An 18078-nucleotide genomic window follows, 5' to 3' on the forward strand; every position below is an offset into this window, starting at 1 on the left:
AGAATAATTTATGTCATGCCGCTTTTAATTCCACTGAATATAACATGATCTGAATGTAGATAAAATGCGGGATAACAATATCTCTTGGATATTCTTGTATTTGGAGGAATAGAGGAAAAAGCATTGCTCGTGATGGAATACGGGAAGGAGGTGGCATCGCTTGAGCAACGAATTTCAGAATTTATCTGCCGAGAAGCAGAAACAAGTATTGGAGGCGGCCAGTGATATGGAAAGGCCGTGTTCGCCTGACAAGGTTAGGGAACGTTTAGACAGAACGGAAAACGGCGGCGTAAAGAACAGTATCAAAAACTGCCTTACAGTATTCCGTTTGGATGAGGTGCTTCACAAAAGCATTTGCTACAATCTGTTTACGGAAAAAATAGAGATTGTGATGCAGTTATGGTGGCATAAAAGAAGTCCCATACTGAATGAAACGGATGTGAGTTATTTGATGCTTTATCTGGAAGAAACCTATGGTTTAAGTGTAGAATCGAAAATAGCAAGGGCAATATCAATCATTGCCGATAAAAACAAGTATCATCCAATTCAGGAAAAACTGAAAAGTCTGATGTGGGATGGCGAGAAGCGCATTGAAAATGCTCTTCCCCACTTTCTTGGAGTGGAGAAGAACGAATATACCTGTGCAGCCATGCAGTTGTTTATGTTGGGAGCCATTCACCGAGCATTTCAGCCTGGATGCAAATTTGAAATGATGCTCTGTCTTGTGGGAGGACAAGGTGCCGGTAAGTCTACATTCTTTCGTTTTCTTGCAATAAAAGACGAATGGTTCACGGATGATCTGAAAAAATTGGATGATGATAATGTATTTCGTAAAATGCAGGGGCATTGGATCGTGGAGATGTCGGAAATGATTGCTACAGCCAACGCAAAAAGCATTGAAGATATTAAATCGTTCCTCAGCCGTCAGAAGGAAACCTATAAAGTTCCCTATGATAAGCAACCGGATGACAGGCTCCGTCAGTGCGTGTTCGGTGGCACTTCTAATACATTGGATTTTCTGCCACTTGACCGTACCGGAAACCGAAGATTTCTTCCGATTATGGTTTATCCAGAACAAGCTGAGGTACACATTATGGCAGATGAAAAAGCTTCCAAAGCCTATATTGAACAGATGTGGGCAGAAGCTATGGTGATTTATCGAAGCAAAAAGTATCAACTTTCCCTTTCAAAGGAAATGGAACAGTATCTGAAAGAATTTCAGAAGCAGTTCATGCCGGAAGATACCAAAGCAGGAATGATTCAAGGATTTTTGGATGTATACAGAGGAAATATGGTTTGCTCCAAGATGCTGTATAAGGAAGCTTTGAATCATCCATTTGATGAGCCAAAACAATGGGAAATCCGTGAAATCAACGATATTATGAACAACTCCATTGTGGGATGGACGCAGTTCACGAACCCGAGGCATTTTACCGGATATGGCAGACAGAAAGGCTGGGAGCGTGACAAGCAGTCTGTGGCAACCGGAACAAATTCTTTGGATGGATTTGTGGAGTTGACGGAGGAAGAAGCAAAACAGATGGAGCTGCCCTTTGAAAATCAGGGGTAAATTGCCAGCTAAAATGCCATCGAGTTGTCGATTGGGTTGTCTGGAAAATCCTTATTTTTCAAGGAATTTTCTACTTTGACAACCAAAACAACTTATAATTGTAAAAAGAATAGAATTATAGTAGTGGAGCTTTGTATTGGAATTTGACAGTTTGTTAAGGTTGGTTGTCGAACTTCGTTGCCATTTCCCCTTGCAAGGCTCTTTTTATGGAGGTAAGCAAAAATGAACGTGCGGAATGAAGTGAGATCACATCTTGTGTGCGAGGGAGTGACCATGCAGGATGTGTTGGAAAAATTGGAACAGCAGTATGGATGGAGCAGGAGTATATCCAATCTGTCGGGGAAGCTTCATCGAGAAACGCTGCGATATAAGGAAGCCGTGGAACTGGCAGATGTGCTGGGCTACGAGATTGTATGGAAAAAGAGGGGGGGGTAAGTGCCTATGGTGAAAGAACAGAATCAGAACGTAGATAAGTATGAGATTCCTGTCTGGAGAAAATATACTCTGAGTGTGCAGGAAGCGGCAAAGTATTTTCATATCGGAGATAAAAAGCTGCGAAAGCTGATCGACGAGAATCCGGATGCGAAGTTCATTCTGTGGAATGGGTCAAGACCTCAGATTAAGCGCAGAGTGTTTGAACAATATGTAGATGAAAAATTATCTGCCATATAAAAACGGCAAATACACGATAGATTCGGAGCCAAGTTTATGATATTATAGGTATATCATAGCTTGGCTCTTTTCTATGGCAGTTAGGTTGATAGAAAGGAGAAACTGAATGTCAGAAGTAAGACGAGACAATAAAGGTCGCAAGTTATTTAATGGAGAGAGCCAGCGCAAAGACGGGAAATATGAATACAAGTATCAGGATGCATGGGGCAAGAGAAAGACGGTGTACAGTTGGAAGCTTACACCGACTGATCGAGTTCCGGCAGGAAAACGTGATGATATTTCCCTGCGAGAAAAGATTAAGCAGATTCAAAAGGACTTGAACAGCAATATCACACCGGATGGCGGTAATTTCACAGTTCTGGAACTGGTAGAAAAGTATATTTCACAGAAAACAGGTGTCCGTCATAACACAAGGTCAAATTATAACTTTGTGGTCAATGTGATTAAGAAAGAAGCCTTTGGGCAGAAGCGCATTGACAAGATCAAGGTGTCTGATGCCAAAGAATGGCTGATTAAGATGCAGCAGATTGATGGGCGAGGTTACAGTTCCATTCACACGATCCGTGGTGTGGTAAGACCTGCCTTTCAGATGGCGGTGGATGATGATTTGCTGGTAAAGAATCCGTTTGAATTTCAGCTGAACACCGTTGTTGTGAACGATAGTGTCACAAGAGAAGCTATCACACGACAGCAGGAAAGAGATTTCTTGGAATTTGTAAAGAACGACAAGCATTTCTGCAAGTACTATGACGGTATCTATATCCTGTTCAAGACAGGACTTCGTATCTCTGAATTTGTTGGATTGACGAAGAAGAACCTTGATTTTGAGAACAACAGAATCATCGTGGATCATCAGCTTCAGAGAACCAGAGATATGAAATATATCATTGAAGATACCAAGACAGAAAGCGGCGAACGTATGGTTCCGATGACACCGGAAGTGAAGGAAGCTTTTCAGCGTATTCTTGCCAACAGAAAGAATCCAAAGGTTGAGCCTATGGTAGATGGGTACAGTGGATTTTTGTATCTGGACAAGAACGGCAGACCGATGGTGGCACTTCACTGGGAGAAATATTTTCAGCATATCCGTGAGAAGTACAACAAGATTTACAGAGTACAGATGCCGAAAGTTACTCCTCATGTTTGCAGACACACTTTCTGTTCCAATATGGCGAAGTCCGGAATGAATCCGAAGACGCTTCAATATATCATGGGTCATAGTGACATCAGCGTAACATTGAATGTTTACACGCATTTGAATTATGATGATGCAGAGGAAGAAATGCAGAAAGTAGTGGGCACAGCTTCTAAGAAATCGACAACGCACCGTAAAAGGTGCGTGTCGTAAAACTTTTGAATTTACGACAGAATTTACGACAAATGATGGCAAAAACAAGCCAAAATAAGCGTAGTTATACCAAATTATGGTTATGGAGCCTCTGTCGTAGAAATGCCGAAAAGTGGCGTAAAATCAAGGAAAATCAGCATTTTCAAGGAGTTTTAGATAGATGATTAGAATACTTTTCATTTGCCACGGCAACATCTGCCGCTCCCCCATGGCGGAATTCGTCATGAAAGACCTGGTATCCAAGGCGGGTCTTTCCCATGAATTTCACATCGCCTCTGCAGCCACCAGCACAGAAGAAATCTGGAATGGCGTGGGCAATCCCGTCTATCCTCCTGCCAGAAAGGAGCTGGCCCGTCATGGCATTTCCTGTGAAGGAAAGCGGGCGGTGCAGCTGACCCGGGCAGACTATGAAAAATATGACTACCTGATCGGCATGGACAGTGCAAATATCCGGAATATGCTGCGCATACTGGGAGGAGACCCGGAAAAGAAGGTCCATAAGCTGCTTACATTTGCAGGCTCGGACCGGGATATTGCAGATCCCTGGTACACCGGAAATTTTTCAGACACCTACGCAGATGTGGAGGCAGGCTGTAAGGGATTGCTTGACAGTTTGACAATGAAATAATCTTTTTCACAGAAACTCCATTTTTTGTACACACTTTGTACGCAGAAGGATAGTATTCTTCTTACATAAAACAGGAAATGGAGGTAAACATTAGGAAAAAACAAAATCTGATGAGAACGAAATCAAAAGTCCTTTGCGGAATTTTGGCGGCAGCAATGGTTATGGCGGGAATGACTGCGTGCAGCAGTACCTCCGGGTCAGACACGGTACAGGAGAGCAGCCAGGCGGAGAGCAGTACAGCTGAGGAAGCGACTGAGAGCAGTACAGTGGAGGCTACAGATAGTGTAGAGGAGGCTGTCACGTATTATGGACAGATTTCAGCCATAGAGGGGAATAGTATTACGGTAGAGCTTGCCGAGATGCCGCAGGTACCGCCGCAGGAGCCGGACGGCCAAGCGCCGGAGCAGACTTCAGAAGCCTCTGAGGAAACGGCGGAAAGTGAGACCGCAGGAGAGGAGACGGCTGCGCAACAGGAAACTGCGGCAGAAGAGGAAACCCTTGAAGGCGAAGCGGTGTTAGAGACGGAGGAAGAAATGACAGCCAGAGAGGAGCTGGAGCTGCAGCTTACGGGCGAGACCATGACCATAGAGGTGGATGAAGAAACCATTATCACAGTAAATGGAGAAACTGCTGCAGTGGAGGATTTGCAGACAGGCGATATTATAACCTTTATCATGCAGGGTGAAAAGGTAAATTCCGTGACAGCGGGCATGGACCCTGAGGCACCGGCGCCGGAGGGTGGGGAAGCCCCGGCACAGGTGGACGGCAGCTCTGAGGCTGCTTCCACAGCAGAAACTTCCACAGAAGACATTTCCACAGAGGATGGAGCGGCAGATTCTGCCACAGAAAGCGCTTCTGAGGAGAGTACAGCAGAATAATAAAGCATTGTAAAGGCGCAAAAACAAACGGGGACGTTCTTTGGAAAGGACGTCCCTTTTGCTGTAATCTTCGGATGACAGCGGAGGGAAAATATAGTATGCTGGAAACAAAGGGCGGAAGAAGGAAGGAATCAAAATGACCAGGGCAGTAATTTTTGATATGGACGGAACTCTCATTGACACGGAAAAGTATTACAGGATATTTTGGCCAAAGGCAATGGCGGAGTTTGGCTATGCCATGACAGACGAGCAGGCCCTTGCCATGAGAAGCCTGGGGCGGCCCTTTGCGCCCCAGAAGCTGAAGGAATGGTTTGGAGAGGATGTGGACTATTGGGCGGTGAGAGAAAAAAGAAGGGCTATGATGAGGGAATGCCTGGAGAGGGAGGGACTTTGCTGCAAGCCTGGCGCTGAAGCACTGCTTTCATATTTGAAGGAAAGAGGCATCACCACTGCCGTTGCCACCGCCACAGATTTAGAGACCACAGAAAGGTATTTGAGGCAGACAAAGCTTCTTCCCTATTTTGATAGAATCATCAGCGCGTCCATGGTGGAGCGGGGAAAGCCGGCTCCGGATATTTATTTGTATGCCTGCGAAAGTCTGGGACTGGCGCCCGGGGACTGTATTGCGGTGGAGGACTCCCCAAACGGAGTGCTTTCGGCCTGGCAGGCGGGCTGCAGGGTGATTATGGTGCCTGACCAGACCCAGCCGGATGAGAGTCTGAAGAAGTGCCTGTATGCCAGGGTGGATAACCTGATGGAAATTTGTCCGCTGGCAGTTGATTTTTGAACTGCACTGTGTTATTATTTTAACAATACGGCGCATAGGAATAACAGCCCGCTTTCACACAGCTATAATCTGCGGGCGGAAAGGATAGAAGGATAAAAATGAAACAGGGTTTTGACGACATTGTGGCAAAGGTCAAGGAGTGCGGCAGAAAAACAGTTGCCGTGTCCGTAGCTCAGGACGAGGCTGTGCTGGAGGCTGTAAAGGAGGCGAAAAGGCTTGGAATCGCAGATGCCATTTTAGTGGGCGACGAGGAAAAGATCAGAGAGATTGCAGCGGGCATTGAAATGGATTTGGAAGGATATCAGATCATCCATGAGCCGGATATGGTGCAGGCTTCCTTAAAGGCGGTAAAGCTGGCCCATGACGGGATTGCCGATATGTATATGAAGGGGCTCATCGACTCCAAAAACTTCTTGAGAAGCGTTCTGGACAAAGAGGTGGGACTGCGCACCGGAGGGGTGCTCTCCCATGTATGTGTGTTTGAGATTCCGGGCATTGACAGACTGCTGTTTTTGACAGATGTGGCTTTCATGACTTACCCAACCCTGGAGGACAAGGTGAATATTATCAAAAACACCATTCCTGTGTGCAGGGCGTGCGGTGTGGATATGCCCAAAGTAGCGCCTCTGGCTGCAGTAGAGGTGGTGAATCCCAAAATGCCTGTCACAGTGGAGGCGGCGGAGCTTACGCGCATGAATCAGGAGGGCGAGCTGACCGGCTGTATCGTGGACGGTCCCCTTTCCTTAGACCTTGCCATTGACCCGGAGGCGGCGAAGCATAAGGGAGCTACAGACCGCCGTATTCAGGGAGACGCAGATGTTTTGCTTTTCCCGGATATTCATGCAGGCAATCTGGTGTACAAGGCGATCGTACATATGGTAAAAGTAAAAAATGGCTGTATTCTCACAGGCACGAAAGTGCCGGTGATTCTCACCAGCCGTTCCGATACCTTTGAAACCAAGGTCTATTCCCTGGCTTTGGCAGCAGTTGTGGCTGAGGAAATGAAAAGAGGATAGTAATATGCTGGATGAATTCATAACATGTGCAGCGGAAGTTGCAATAGATATTGCGGAAGCAGTCATCACGAACAAACTTGATAGGAGAAAAGATAAGATGTCCATTAAAAGCTTAATTATCAATCCGGGCTCCACCTCCACCAAAATAGGTGTGTTTGAGGATGAGACCCTGTTGTTTGAAGAGACCTTAAGACACAGCACCGAGGAAATCGGCCGTTATGCAACGATTGTAGACCAGAAGGATTTCCGCAAGAAAATCATCACTGACCTGCTGGAGGAAAAGAATTTTGATTTGAAATCCCTGAATGTGGTGGTAGGACGGGGCGGAATGCTGAAGCCCATACCCGGGGGAACCTATCTGGTTACGGACGCCCTTTTGGAGGACTTGAAGGTAGGAGTACAGGGGCAGCATGCCTCCAACCTGGGGGGAATCCTTGCCAGAGAGATCGGTGATTCCCTGGGAATTCCTTCTTATATTGTGGACCCGGTTGTGGTGGATGAGCTGATGCCCATCGCCAGATATTCCGGTGTGCCGGAGCTTCCCCGCATCAGCGTGTTTCATGCACTGAACCAGAAGGCAGTGGCAAAAAGATATGCCAAGGAGACGGGCAGACCTTATGAATCCCTGCGCCTGATCGTGGTGCATATGGGGGGCGGTGTCTCTGTGGGCGCTCATGAGTACGGCAAAGTGGTGGATGTGTTCAATGCTCTGGATGGAGACGGGGCCTTTTCTCCCGAGAGAGCGGGGGCGGTTCCCAGCGGCGCTCTGGTGAAAATGTGCTTTTCCGGCAAATATACGGAAAAAGAGGTGTATCAGAAAATCGTGGGTAAGGGCGGCTTCAATGCTTACCTTGGAACCAACGATATGCGGGAAGTCACAAAGATGGCCAATGAAGGAAACGAAAAGGCGGCGGAGGCAAAACAGGCATTCCTGCTGCAGGTGGCAAAGGATATCGGTTCCATGGCCTGCGTGCTGAACGGAAAGGTGGATCAGATTATTGTGACGGGAGGCATTGCCTACGGCCAGGACGTTGTGGACGCTCTGCGGGAGAGAGCGGAATGGATCGCGCCCTTTACCGTGTACCCTGGTGAGGATGAGCTTTTAGCGCTGGCACAGGGGGCTTTGCGTGTGTTAAACGGCGAGGAGCAGGCAAAGGATTATTAAAAATAACACCTGTATTCAGTCGGGATGCTTGCGGAATTCCCTGGGGGATTTCCCGTATACCTTTTTAAAAATATCCTTGAAGTAGTTGCTGTCGTTGAACCCATATTCCAGGGCTATGTCGGTGATGGTATTGTCTGTGGTAAGAAGCGCGGCGCGCGCATGCTTGAGTCTTACATAGTTCAGGTATTCCTTAAAGCCCATGCCTGTGGTCTGCTTGAATTTTCTGCTGAAATAGGTAGGGCTTAGGGAGGCCACTGCGGATACCTCCTCAAGGGTCAGGGATTTTTGGAAATTTTTATAAATGTATTTTGTGGCCTGAAGGATGTCCGCATCCCGGGAATTGAGCAGGTCCGGTTCCTTTTCGCTTAACACAGAGTGACGCATCAGCAAAAGCAGCGCTTCCTGGAGATGGCAGCGAAGAAAGGCATTGGAATATTCGTCGATGCCGGAGCTCTCTGACAGCATTTTTCCTAAAAGAATATGAAATTCTTCCATGTACAGTGCGGGAATGCTGCCCATAAAGGAATGCAGCTGATCTGCGGGGGCTTTGGGGAGACAATCGTTAAACATTTCCAGATGTACAAATTCCTTTTTAAAATAAAGCATAATAATATCACAGGAGCTGTTGGGATAGTAAAGGGAATGGTGCAGCTCCTGGGGGGCGATAAATACCAGATCTCCTTTTTTCAGCTGATAGACGCTGTCCTTTAACAGGAAGCGGCATTCCCCGGAGAGCAGGTAGAACACCTCATAAAAATTGTGATAGTGATCCGGCTGCAGAGGGGAGTAATCTCCCCTCTTTACCTTTTCTATGATGATTCGGTCAATGTCTCTTTTTTTCCCAGGTCTCGGGCCTGCTGCTGTCATTTGTCCCATCCTTTCTGCTGCAAAACTGCCGTAAACGAATGTTTCTGCAGACAGTATAGCATAGCTTATCATAAAAAAACAGTAAAACAGACAAAATAAACACATAAAATCATTAGAAACACATATTATTTTAGGGTAATATAAGGGCGTAAAGAGAAATCATCCATTCTCTTCAATACTTTTCTCTCAACAATATAAAAAATCACCGTGCGGCATGGCACGGTGATTTTTTATGTGCGCCCGGCGGGCGCGTGTTTTCAGGCAGCATTACCTGAAAAATTTTACAGCGGGAATTTAAAATATCTTTTGGCGTTATTGTAGGAGATATCGGTGACAATCTGGGACAAGGTATCCATGTCAGCCGGGAATTCGCCGTTTTCCACCCAGTTGCCGATCAGATTGCACAGAATGCGCCGGAAATATTCATGCCTTGTGTAAGACAGGAAGCTTCTGGAGTCGGTGAGCATTCCCACAAAGCCGGACAGATTGCCAAGGTTGGCTAAGGAGATCATCTGATCCTGCATGCCGGTCTTGTGATCGTTGAACCACCATGCGCTGCCCTGCTGAATCTTGGCAACGGCAGTGGAATCCTGGAAGCATCCCAAAATAGTTCCAATGGCCTGGTTATCGTTGGGATTTAAGCTGTAAAGGATGGTTCTGGGAAGCTCATCGGTTACGATCAGAGCGTTCAAAAAGTCAGCCATCTGCGCAGAGGGAGCATAGTTGTTGATGCAGTCATATCCTGTATCAGGGCCCAGCTTTTCATACATTAATGTATTGTTGTCGCGCTTGCAGCCGTAGTGAAGCTGCATTGCCCAGTCGCGCTTGTGATATTCTCTTCCCACAAAGAGCATGAAGGCCGTCTTGAATTTCAGCTCCTCCTCCTTGGTGAGCACCATCTTGTTTTGTCTCTTTAAAAAGATGGTTTCGATCTCGTCGTCGGAAGCAGGATAGTACATCACATATTCCAGCGCGTGGTCGGATACGTTGCAGCCCATGGAAGCAAAGAAATCCATGCGGTTTTTCAGGGCCTCCTTCAAGGCGGCAAAGGTGTTGATCTCGGTCATGCCGGCAGAGACGGTGAGCTTATCCAGATAATCCAGATAATCGGGCTTTTCAATATTCATGGCCTTATCCGGTCTCCAGGCGGGCAGCACCTTTACGTCAAAGCTGTCATCCTCAGCCAGCTTCTTGTGCCATTCCAGAGAATCAATGGGGTCGTCCGTAGTACAGATGAGGGTCACATTGCTTTGCTTGATGATGCTGCGCACGCTCATGGAGGGCTGGGCCAGCTTTTCATTGCACAGATTCCAGACCTCGTCCGCAGTATTTTTGTTCAACACGCCGTTGTAGCCGAAATATCTCTGCAGCTCCAGATGGCTCCAGTGGAAGAGAGGGTTGCCGATGGCCTTTCCCAGGCATTCCGCCCACTTGCAGAATTTTTCGTAGTCGGAGGCGTCGCCGGTGATGTATTTTTCATCCACACCACAGGAGCGCATGAAACGCCACTTGTAGTGGTCTCCGCCCAGCCATACCTGGGTAATGTTTTCAAACTGACGGTCCTCTGCGATTTCCCTGGGATTGATGTGGCAGTGATAATCCAGTATGGGAGTTTTCTCCGCATAGTCATGAAACAGCTTTTTTGCGGTTTCTGTTTCCAACAGGAAATCCTTGTCCATAAATGCTTTCATTTCTGTTCCTCCATTTTTGTTAAAAAAGTTTTATTGAAAAATAATTTATAAATAACCTGTATTGTGCATTACGCCTCAGCGGGTGGTGCCCCGTTTTACCAGTTCCCCGGAAAAAATGGTTTTTTTGGGCATCTCATTTCCGGAAAGCACTCCTAAAAGCGTGGAAATCAAATGCTGGCAGAGAGTTTCCAGCTTATTGTCGATAGAGGTAAGCGGCGGGTCGCAGCACTCTGTCAGCATGGAATTATTGTAGCCGATGATGGAAATCTCCTCAGGGATTTTCAGGTGCTTTGCCTTTGCGTATTTCACGGCGGCCAGCGCCAGCGTATCGTCGGCGGCAATAATGCCGTGGAAGGAAATTCCCTTGTCGGAAAGCTCCTTTAAATGCTCTGCCATGGCTGGAATATCCTCGTGGGATCCTTGATAATACTGCAAAGATCTGCCCGGCACAAAGAGCTTGTTTTCCTCCATGGCGGCCTGGAAGCCTGCCCGCTTTTTTTTGCCGCTGTAGGAGTTGGAGTTATAAAAATAGATCATGTCCCTTACGCCGGAGCGGATCATCTGGGCAGCGGCCTCGTACATGGAGGTGTAATCGTCCGACACCACACTGTACACATTGGGCGCATCCAGAGCCGCGTTTAAAAGCATTACCGGAACCTGTGCGGCGGCGTCTGCGATATATTTGTTGTCTGCGTCGTTTTCATAAATGAAATTGGAGCCCACCAATATAATGCCGTCCACCTTTTTGGTGATCAAAAGGTTTAAGGAGCTGATTTTATTCTCCAGCTGATAGCCGGTGCAGCAAAGAATACTGTCATAGCCGTTGGCCCGCAGCTTCTGCTCAATGTAATAAATGGCTTTTGCCAGGTATAGGTCAGAGCTGTCGGCGCACATGATGCCTATGGTTTTCATGGTGTTTAAACCAAGGCCCCTGGCAAAGGCATTGGGCGTGTACTCATACTTGTTAATGACGTCCAGCACCTTTTTTTTCGTCTTTTCGCTGACATTGCTGCTTCCGTTCAAAACCCTTGAAACAGTGGCAATGGAAACCCCCGCTTTTTCAGAAATATCATAAATAGTCATGTGAAAAACCCCTTGATGTAATGGTGATATTTTTCATGAAAGAAAAATGTAAGCAGTTTCATAAAGCCAATTTTGATTATAGCGAAAGCTGTGTTTTTTTTCAAGATGCTTTTTCCATTTAGTTATTGACGAAAATATTTTTTGGAAGTAAAATTAATTATGTAAGTACTTACATAATCTCTTACAAAAGGAGTTGTAATTTCTAAGAGCTTATGCAGGTGATCGGAAAAGAAAAGCGCGCCCTCTCAGGGCGCGGATTTAAACTGCGGGAGAGCGCGGAATGGAGGACAAAACAGAAATGGAAATCTTAAACAAGGCAATGACCGGCAAAAAGGAAAGGCCTGTCAAAGTAGTACAGTTTGGAGAGGGGAATTTCCTCCGCGGATTTGTGGATTACATGATTGACATTGCAAATGAGAAGGGCATGTTCGACGGGGATATTGTGCTGATCAAGCCCATTGAGTTTGGCAATCTGGAAATGTTCCACAGACAGGACTGCCAGTACACGGTTTCCTTGAGAGGAATCGTTGACGGCGAGGCGAAGGTTTTGAATAGAAAGATCACCAGTGTTGCAGACGCGGTGGACACCAGCACGGAATACGAAAAATACATGAGCCTGGCAGAGCTGGATACCCTGAGATTTGTAGTGTCCAATACCACTGAGGCGGGAATCGTATACGATGAGACGGATCAGTTTGATGCAAAGCCTCCCAAGAGCTTCCCCGGCAAGCTGACGAAGTTTTTGTACCGCCGGTTTGAAACCTTTAAGGGAGATAAGGAAAAGGGTCTTGTAATGCTTCCCGTAGAGCTGATTGATGACAACGGCATCATGCTGAAAAAGTGCGTGATGCAGCTGATCGATCTCTGGAAGCTGGGCGACGACTTTAAGACCTGGGTGGACGAGGCCTGCATTTTCACCTCTACCCTGGTAGACCGCATTATCACCGGCTATCCTCGTGACAACGAGAAAGAAGAATGGGAAAAGCTGGGCTATGAGGATCATCTTCTGGTGACGGGAGAGCCCTTTGCCCTCTGGGTCATTGAGAGCGAGAAGGACATCAGTAAGGAGCTTCCCCTTCCCGATGCGGGACTGCCTGTAATCTTTACGGACAATCAAAAGCCTTATAAGCAGAGAAAGGTGCGCATTTTAAACGGCGCCCACACCTCCTTTGTGCTGGCCTCCTATCTGGCAGGCAATGATTATGTGAAGGAATCCATGGATGACGATGACATCAGAAACTTCATGATGAAGACCATTTTCGACGAGGTGATTCCTACGCTGACCCTTCCTGAGGCAGAGCTTAAGGAGTTTGCAGAGGCAGTGATCACTCGTTTTAACAATCCCTATGTGAAGCATGCGCTGCTTTCCATCTCCTTAAATTCTGTTTCCAAGTGGAGAGCAAGGTGTATGCCCAGCCTTTTGGGATACGTGGAGAAAACAGGAAAGCTTCCTGTGCACCTTGCCTTCTCTCTGGCTGCGCTGATGGCCTTCTACACGGGAACAGAGATTCGCGACAAGGCGCTGATCGGACACAGAAACGGTCAGGAATATAATATTATGGATGACAGGAAGGTGCTGGAATTCTTCCGGGATAACTGCGAGAAGGATACGCGCACATTTGTAACCGCATTTCTGGGAGAAGAAGATTTCTTCGGCCAGGATCTGAATCAGGTGGCGGGACTTACCGACGCGGTGACCGCTTATCTGGATGATATCAAGAAAAATGGTATGAGGGCGGCATTATGCAGAATTTCTTAAAAATCAACGATAAAGACAATGTGGTGGTGGCGCTTGTGCCCATTTCCCAGGGAGAGGAGATTTTGGTAGAGTGGGACGGGAGAAAAAAAACCGTCACCGCAGGCCAGGATATTCCTGCAGGCCATAAAATGGCTATCTGCGATATCAAGAAGGGCGGCGAGGTGATCAAGTACGGCTACCGCATCGGCAACGCCACAGAGGATATCAAGGAGGGTGAGTGGATACACACTCACAATATCAAGACGGCCCTGGGTGAGCTCCTTGACTACACCTATGAGCCTGTGCCCGTGGAGGAAAAAAGAACGGAGGATGTTACCTTCCAGGGCTTTCAAAGGCCTGACGGCAAGGTGGGCGTGCGCAACGAAATCTGGATCATTCCCACCGTGGGCTGCGTGAATAACGTGGCCACCGCCATCGCCAGAGCGGCAAACGCTTTCGTAAAGGGCAGTGTGGAAGAGGTAATTGCATTCCCTCACCCTTACGGCTGCTCCCAGATGGGCGACGATCAGGAGCACACCAGAACCATTCTGGCAGATCTGATTAACCACCCCAATGCCGGGGGTGTCCTGGTGCTGGGGCTGGGCTGTGAAAACAGCAATATTGACGTACTGAAGTCTTATATTGGCGAGTACGATGAGAACAGAGTGAAATTCCTGGTGGCCCAGGAATGTGAGGATGAGATCGTCCAGGCAGTGGAGATTATCAAGGGGCTCATCGACTATGCGGCAGGCTTTGAGAGAGAGCCTATCAGCGTAAGCCGCCTGGTGGTGGGCATGAAATGCGGAGGAAGCGACGGCCTCTCCGGCATTACGGCCAATCCCCTGGTGGGCCAATTTTCAGACCTTCTGATCTCCAAGGGAGGCACCACTATTCTCACAGAGGTGCCGGAAATGTTTGGAGCGGAGACTATTTTGATGAACCGCTGCGCAGACGAAGCGCTGTTTGAAAAGACGGTGGCTCTCATCAATGACTTTAAAAATTATTTCAAGAGCCACAACCAGACCATCTATGAGAATCCCTCTCCCGGAAACAAAAAGGGCGGCATCTCCACGCTGGAGGATAAGTCCCTGGGCTGCACCCAGAAATCAGGAAGCGCTCAGGTGAAGGGTGTGCTGGCCTACGGGGAGACGGTAAAGACGCCGGGCTTAAATCTGCTCAGCGCTCCGGGCAACGATCTGGTGGCTGCAACCGCCCTGGCTGCAGCAGGCGCGCATATCGTGCTGTTTACCACCGGAAGAGGAACCCCTTTTGCATCCCCGGTTCCTACCATGAAAATTTCCACCAATTCCGGGCTGGCTGGCAGAAAGTCCAACTGGATTGACTTTAACGCCGGCGTTCTGGTGGAGGGAAGCACCATGGCTGAGGAAACGAAGAAGCTGTTTGATTACGTGGTGGAGGTAGCCTCCGGAAAGCAGGTATGCTCTGAGGCGGCGGGCTTCCACGACATGGCGATTTTCAAACAGGGCGTGACGCTTTAACCGCCGGCGGTTCCCAAAGGACGTTTCAAAAGTCGGCGACGATTCAATGATATATGAGAAATACCTGCGGTTTTGGCGCTCTGTGAGTAAGCTCACACCGGCTCAGGGCGCGCAGGTATTTTTTATAGGGTTTCAGCCCACAGGGCTAAAAGCCCTGAGAAAAAGGAGAGAGGAAAAGGATATGAGCATGAAAGAACGGCTGAAGGAGGCTTATGAAAGCATCCGAAAGAAAGACCCCCAGGCGGCGGCCGGTGTTGTAGAGGAGCTGAAAAAGCTGCCCAGAACGCAGGAGGGGATTTTTGACATGGAATCCATCGATCCTGACCGGTATGAGGCTGCCAGGTGGGTTTATCCTGTTTATGCGGCATACGAGACGGCCTGCAACAAAAAGGAGGGCTATCCTGATATTATGACTCAGATGCGGACGATAAACAAGCTGCTGAAGCAGGATTACACCTTTGAAAACGCAGCTGCTGCAGCGGATATGCTGATTCGCACCATCGACTGTATGAGCCCTGAGATTTATGAATATTACAGGGAGCTTGTTGATATCTTTAAAGAAAATGTAAAAGAAATCATAAGCCGTTATCTTAAGGAGGATGGAGACAGCGTATGGGCTGGGAAGGATTCCCGGGCCTGCGAGCTGTTTCGCGGCGCTGTGAGACAGGCCTGCCAGGATTATGTGCTTTTGACAGAAAAATATCAGGTGTTTTGTTAAAGGAGGGGCAAAATGGAAATTATTCATGTGATGCACACGGCCAGAAGCGCCGTGATTGAAATGAAAGATGGCGGGCGTTATTTTACGCTGCGTCCCTATCGGATCTTTGTAAACGGCGCAGAAAAGACGACCTCTGACCGCACCATTACCTCCCTGTACGGTCTTAAACCCGATTCCAGGCAGCTGATAGAGGTGTATGACGGGCAGGAGAAGGTGGGGGAGGTGTCCTTTAAAACCGATTATGAGTTTGTGACGCTGGATGTGACCCGCTTCGGAGCCAAGGGAGACGGCATACAGGACGATACCCATTTTATTCAGGCGGCCATTATGGCCTGTCCCAGAAACAGCCGTATTTATTTTCCCGCAGGCACCTACCGGATTACCAGTCTGTTTTTAAAGAGCCATATCCGCCTGGAGCTGGCCAGGGGAGCGGAGCTGAAAGCAGACACGGACAGAACCCGTTTTCCTGTGTTCCCGGGCATGATCGAAAGCTATGACGAGACGGACGAATATAATCTGGGAACCTGGGAGGGCAATCCACTTCCCATGTTTTCCGGCATTATCTGCGGCGTTGGCGTGGAGGACGTGGTGCTGTACGGGGAAGGCGTCATAAACGGCAACGCCTCTAAGGAAAACTGGTGGAAAGACCCCAAGGTGATGAATATTGCCTTCCGCCCCAGGCTTTTCTTTTTAAGCGGCTGTAAAAATATTACCCTCCAGGGATTGAAATTCTGCAATTCTCCCTCCTGGACCTTACATCCCTATTTCAGCAATGATCTCAGGTTTCTTGCATTGACGGTGGAAAATCCGGCGGATTCCCCCAATACGGACGGACTGGACCCGGAATCCTGCAAGAATGTGGAGATTCTGGGTGTGCGCTTTTCGCTGGGAGATGACTGTATCGCAGTCAAGAGCGGCAAGATTTACATGGGAAGGAAGCATAAAACCCCTTCGGAGGATATCCATATCCGCCAATGCCTTATGGAAAACGGGCATGGAGCCGTGACTGTGGGCAGCGAGATGGCAGGAGGCGTTGTGAATCTCACTGTGGAGGACTGTATTTTCCGCCATACGGACAGGGGACTTCGGATCAAGACCAGACGGGGAAGGGGAAAGGATGCTGTCTTAAGCAATATTGTTTTCCGGAATCTGACTCTGGATCATGTGATGACGCCTCTGGTAGTCAACGCCTTTTATTTCTGCGACCCGGATGGAAAGACAAAATATGTGCAGTCAAGAGAGCCGTACCCGGTAGATGACAGAACGCCGTCAATTAAGAAAATGGTCTTTGAAAATATGGAGTGTACAAACTGTCATGTGGCGGCAGCGTATTTTGACGGCCTGCCCGAGCAGAAAATCGAAGAAATCATAATGAAAAACATATCTATCAGCTTTGCGGAAAATGCCAAAACGGATGTGCCCGCTATGTCGGAGGGTGTCGAAAGAAGCAGCAAAAGAGGACTTTTTGCAAGAAATGTTGCAAGACTGGTTTTGGATCAGGTGCGAATCGAAGGACAGACTGGAGACGCATACGAACTGATCGGCGTAGATGAATTGGAGGAGGAAAGATGCAGTTAGGAATCAGATTACACGACACAAAAAAGCTGCCCCTGGAGGAGCGGATTGCGGATGTTCACAGACTGGGTTTTCAGTGCGGTCATCTGGCCCTTGCAAAGGTGATCGATGAGTATCCCACCACAGATGAGGCCCTGACGCCGGGCTTTGCCATGTATTTGAAAAATCTCTTTGCAAGAAATCAGGTGGATATCGCCGTGCTTGGCTGTTACCTGAATCTGGCAAATCCAAACAGGCAGCAGCTGGAAAAAACAGTGCACCGTTATATGGCCCATATCCGCTTTGCTTCCCTGCTTGGGTGCGGAGTGGTGGGCACCGAGACGGGAGCGCCCAACGAGACCTATGCCTATGTGCCGGAATGCCATGGGGAGGAGGCGCTGCAGACCTTTATTACCAACCTGCGGCCTGTGGTCAGATATGCCCAGCAGATGGGTGTGATTCTGGCCATTGAACCGGTGTGGAAGCACATTGTATGCAATCCTGCAAGAGCCAGAAGAGTGCTGGATGAAATTGCTTCCCCCAATCTTCAGATTATATTGGACCCTGTAAATCTTTTGGATATCAGCAATTACAAGGAGCAGACCGCCATTGTGGAGGAGGCCGTGGAGCTGCTTGGGCCTGATGTAGCCATGGTGCATCTGAAGGACTATGTGGTGGAGGATGGAAAACTGAAATCTGTGGGCTGCGGCTTTGGACAGATGGATTACACTGCGGTGCTGAAATTTATGAAGGAGAGAAAGCCCTTTATCCATGCCACCCTGGAGGATACGACACCGGAGAACAATCTGCAGGCAAAGGATTTTATTTTGAAGCTTTATGAACAGGCATAAAAAACGCATAAGC

At 48.1% G+C, this 18078-nt stretch carries 17 protein-coding genes; 14 read left to right on the forward strand and 3 right to left on the reverse strand.

The window, feature by feature from the left end:
• Positions 1-226: 226 nt before the first annotated feature.
• The 9 genes from SHK35_RS06390 to buk all read left to right on the forward strand — a co-directional run bounded on the left by SHK35_RS06390 (position 227) and on the right by buk (position 8064).
• Entirely contained in the window at positions 227-1570 is a 1344-nt protein-coding gene (locus SHK35_RS06390; protein ID WP_318709173.1) for a virulence-associated E family protein, read from the forward strand.
• 222 nt (positions 1571-1792) lie between these two features.
• Positions 1793-2005, forward strand: coding sequence for an LLM class flavin-dependent oxidoreductase (locus SHK35_RS06395; RefSeq protein WP_318709137.1), 213 nt, complete (start codon positions 1793-1795; stop codon positions 2003-2005).
• A 6-nt stretch (positions 2006-2011) separates the two neighbouring features.
• Entirely contained in the window at positions 2012-2242 is a 231-nt protein-coding gene (locus tag SHK35_RS06400) for an excisionase (RefSeq protein ID WP_191427668.1), read from the forward strand.
• A 106-nt stretch (positions 2243-2348) separates the two neighbouring features.
• Complete coding sequence (locus SHK35_RS06405; protein ID WP_318709140.1) at positions 2349-3590, forward strand: site-specific integrase; 1242 nt, start codon at positions 2349-2351, stop codon at positions 3588-3590.
• A gap of 160 nt (positions 3591-3750) precedes the next feature.
• Complete coding sequence (locus SHK35_RS06410) at positions 3751-4218, forward strand: low molecular weight protein-tyrosine-phosphatase (protein ID WP_318709141.1); 468 nt, start codon at positions 3751-3753, stop codon at positions 4216-4218.
• 110 nt (positions 4219-4328) lie between these two features.
• Positions 4329-5096: a hypothetical protein gene (locus SHK35_RS06415; RefSeq protein WP_318709142.1), complete on the forward strand. Its 768-nt coding sequence runs from the start codon at positions 4329-4331 to the stop codon at positions 5094-5096.
• 136 nt (positions 5097-5232) lie between these two features.
• Positions 5233-5883: an HAD family hydrolase gene (locus SHK35_RS06420; RefSeq protein WP_318704615.1), complete on the forward strand. Its 651-nt coding sequence runs from the start codon at positions 5233-5235 to the stop codon at positions 5881-5883.
• 98 nt (positions 5884-5981) lie between these two features.
• Positions 5982-6899, forward strand: a complete 918-nt coding sequence (gene ptb, locus SHK35_RS06425) for a phosphate butyryltransferase (RefSeq protein ID WP_318704616.1) — start codon at positions 5982-5984, stop codon at positions 6897-6899.
• Positions 6900-6996: 97 nt separating this feature from the next.
• On the forward strand, positions 6997-8064 hold the full coding sequence (gene buk / locus SHK35_RS06430) for a butyrate kinase (protein WP_318704617.1): 1068 nt from the start codon (positions 6997-6999) through the stop codon (positions 8062-8064).
• A gap of 15 nt (positions 8065-8079) precedes the next feature.
• On the opposite strand, the gene SHK35_RS06435 is transcribed toward buk, so the two are convergent.
• From SHK35_RS06435 to SHK35_RS06445, 3 genes are all read right to left on the reverse strand, one after another.
• A complete protein-coding gene (locus tag SHK35_RS06435) occupies positions 8080-8931 on the reverse strand; it encodes an AraC family transcriptional regulator (RefSeq protein WP_318709143.1) in 852 nt (283 codons plus the stop codon).
• A 281-nt stretch (positions 8932-9212) separates the two neighbouring features.
• Complete coding sequence (gene uxaC / locus SHK35_RS06440) at positions 9213-10622, reverse strand: glucuronate isomerase (RefSeq protein WP_318709144.1); 1410 nt, start codon at positions 10620-10622, stop codon at positions 9213-9215.
• A gap of 75 nt (positions 10623-10697) precedes the next feature.
• Complete coding sequence (locus SHK35_RS06445) at positions 10698-11705, reverse strand: LacI family DNA-binding transcriptional regulator (protein ID WP_318709145.1); 1008 nt, start codon at positions 11703-11705, stop codon at positions 10698-10700.
• A gap of 298 nt (positions 11706-12003) precedes the next feature.
• Here SHK35_RS06445 and SHK35_RS06450 point away from each other — a divergent pair, with 298 nt between their 5' ends.
• The 5 genes from SHK35_RS06450 (at position 12004) to SHK35_RS06470 (ending at position 18065) form a co-directional block, all read left to right on the forward strand.
• Positions 12004-13464 carry a tagaturonate reductase gene (locus SHK35_RS06450; RefSeq protein WP_318709174.1) on the forward strand — a complete coding sequence of 487 codons (1461 nt, stop codon included), beginning with the start codon at positions 12004-12006 and terminating at the stop codon, positions 13462-13464.
• Complete coding sequence (locus SHK35_RS06455; RefSeq protein WP_318709146.1) at positions 13449-14942, forward strand: UxaA family hydrolase; 1494 nt, start codon at positions 13449-13451, stop codon at positions 14940-14942. The genes SHK35_RS06450 and SHK35_RS06455 overlap by 16 nt, the downstream gene beginning before the upstream one ends.
• A gap of 181 nt (positions 14943-15123) precedes the next feature.
• Positions 15124-15660, forward strand: a complete 537-nt coding sequence (locus SHK35_RS06460; protein WP_318709147.1) for a hypothetical protein — start codon at positions 15124-15126, stop codon at positions 15658-15660.
• 12 nt (positions 15661-15672) lie between these two features.
• Positions 15673-17238: a glycoside hydrolase family 28 protein gene (locus SHK35_RS06465; RefSeq protein ID WP_318704623.1), complete on the forward strand. Its 1566-nt coding sequence runs from the start codon at positions 15673-15675 to the stop codon at positions 17236-17238.
• Positions 17229-18065: a sugar phosphate isomerase/epimerase family protein gene (locus SHK35_RS06470; RefSeq protein WP_318709148.1), complete on the forward strand. Its 837-nt coding sequence runs from the start codon at positions 17229-17231 to the stop codon at positions 18063-18065. Before SHK35_RS06465 ends, SHK35_RS06470 begins: the two co-directional genes overlap by 10 nt.
• The last annotated feature ends 13 nt before the right edge of the window (positions 18066-18078 follow it).

Origin of the sequence: Candidatus Acetatifactor stercoripullorum (genome assembly GCF_944382095.1) — a bacterium.
Lineage (GTDB): Bacteria > Bacillota > Clostridia > Lachnospirales > Lachnospiraceae > Acetatifactor > Acetatifactor stercoripullorum.

What these genes read in the sequence shown, in the direction of transcription:
- SHK35_RS06390 (WP_318709173.1), top strand. Translation starts at nt 227, where the DNA reads ATGGAAAGGCCGTGTTCGCCTGACAAGGTTAGGGAACGTTTAGACAGA.
- SHK35_RS06395 (WP_318709137.1), top strand. Translation starts at nt 1,793, where the DNA reads ATGAACGTGCGGAATGAAGTGAGATCACATCTTGTGTGCGAGGGAGTG.
- SHK35_RS06400 (WP_191427668.1), top strand. Translation starts at nt 2,012, where the DNA reads ATGGTGAAAGAACAGAATCAGAACGTAGATAAGTATGAGATTCCTGTC.
- SHK35_RS06405 (WP_318709140.1), top strand. Translation starts at nt 2,349, where the DNA reads ATGTCAGAAGTAAGACGAGACAATAAAGGTCGCAAGTTATTTAATGGA.
- SHK35_RS06410 (WP_318709141.1), top strand. Translation starts at nt 3,751, where the DNA reads ATGATTAGAATACTTTTCATTTGCCACGGCAACATCTGCCGCTCCCCC.
- SHK35_RS06415 (WP_318709142.1), top strand. Translation starts at nt 4,329, where the DNA reads ATGAGAACGAAATCAAAAGTCCTTTGCGGAATTTTGGCGGCAGCAATG.
- SHK35_RS06420 (WP_318704615.1), top strand. Translation starts at nt 5,233, where the DNA reads ATGACCAGGGCAGTAATTTTTGATATGGACGGAACTCTCATTGACACG.
- ptb (WP_318704616.1), top strand. Translation starts at nt 5,982, where the DNA reads ATGAAACAGGGTTTTGACGACATTGTGGCAAAGGTCAAGGAGTGCGGC.
- buk (WP_318704617.1), top strand. Translation starts at nt 6,997, where the DNA reads ATGTCCATTAAAAGCTTAATTATCAATCCGGGCTCCACCTCCACCAAA.
- SHK35_RS06435 (WP_318709143.1), bottom strand. Translation starts at nt 8,931, where the DNA reads ATGACAGCAGCAGGCCCGAGACCTGGGAAAAAAAGAGACATTGACCGA.
- uxaC (WP_318709144.1), bottom strand. Translation starts at nt 10,622, where the DNA reads ATGAAAGCATTTATGGACAAGGATTTCCTGTTGGAAACAGAAACCGCA.
- SHK35_RS06445 (WP_318709145.1), bottom strand. Translation starts at nt 11,705, where the DNA reads ATGACTATTTATGATATTTCTGAAAAAGCGGGGGTTTCCATTGCCACT.
- SHK35_RS06450 (WP_318709174.1), top strand. Translation starts at nt 12,004, where the DNA reads ATGGAAATCTTAAACAAGGCAATGACCGGCAAAAAGGAAAGGCCTGTC.
- SHK35_RS06455 (WP_318709146.1), top strand. Translation starts at nt 13,449, where the DNA reads ATGCAGAATTTCTTAAAAATCAACGATAAAGACAATGTGGTGGTGGCG.
- SHK35_RS06460 (WP_318709147.1), top strand. Translation starts at nt 15,124, where the DNA reads ATGAGCATGAAAGAACGGCTGAAGGAGGCTTATGAAAGCATCCGAAAG.
- SHK35_RS06465 (WP_318704623.1), top strand. Translation starts at nt 15,673, where the DNA reads ATGGAAATTATTCATGTGATGCACACGGCCAGAAGCGCCGTGATTGAA.
- SHK35_RS06470 (WP_318709148.1), top strand. Translation starts at nt 17,229, where the DNA reads ATGCAGTTAGGAATCAGATTACACGACACAAAAAAGCTGCCCCTGGAG.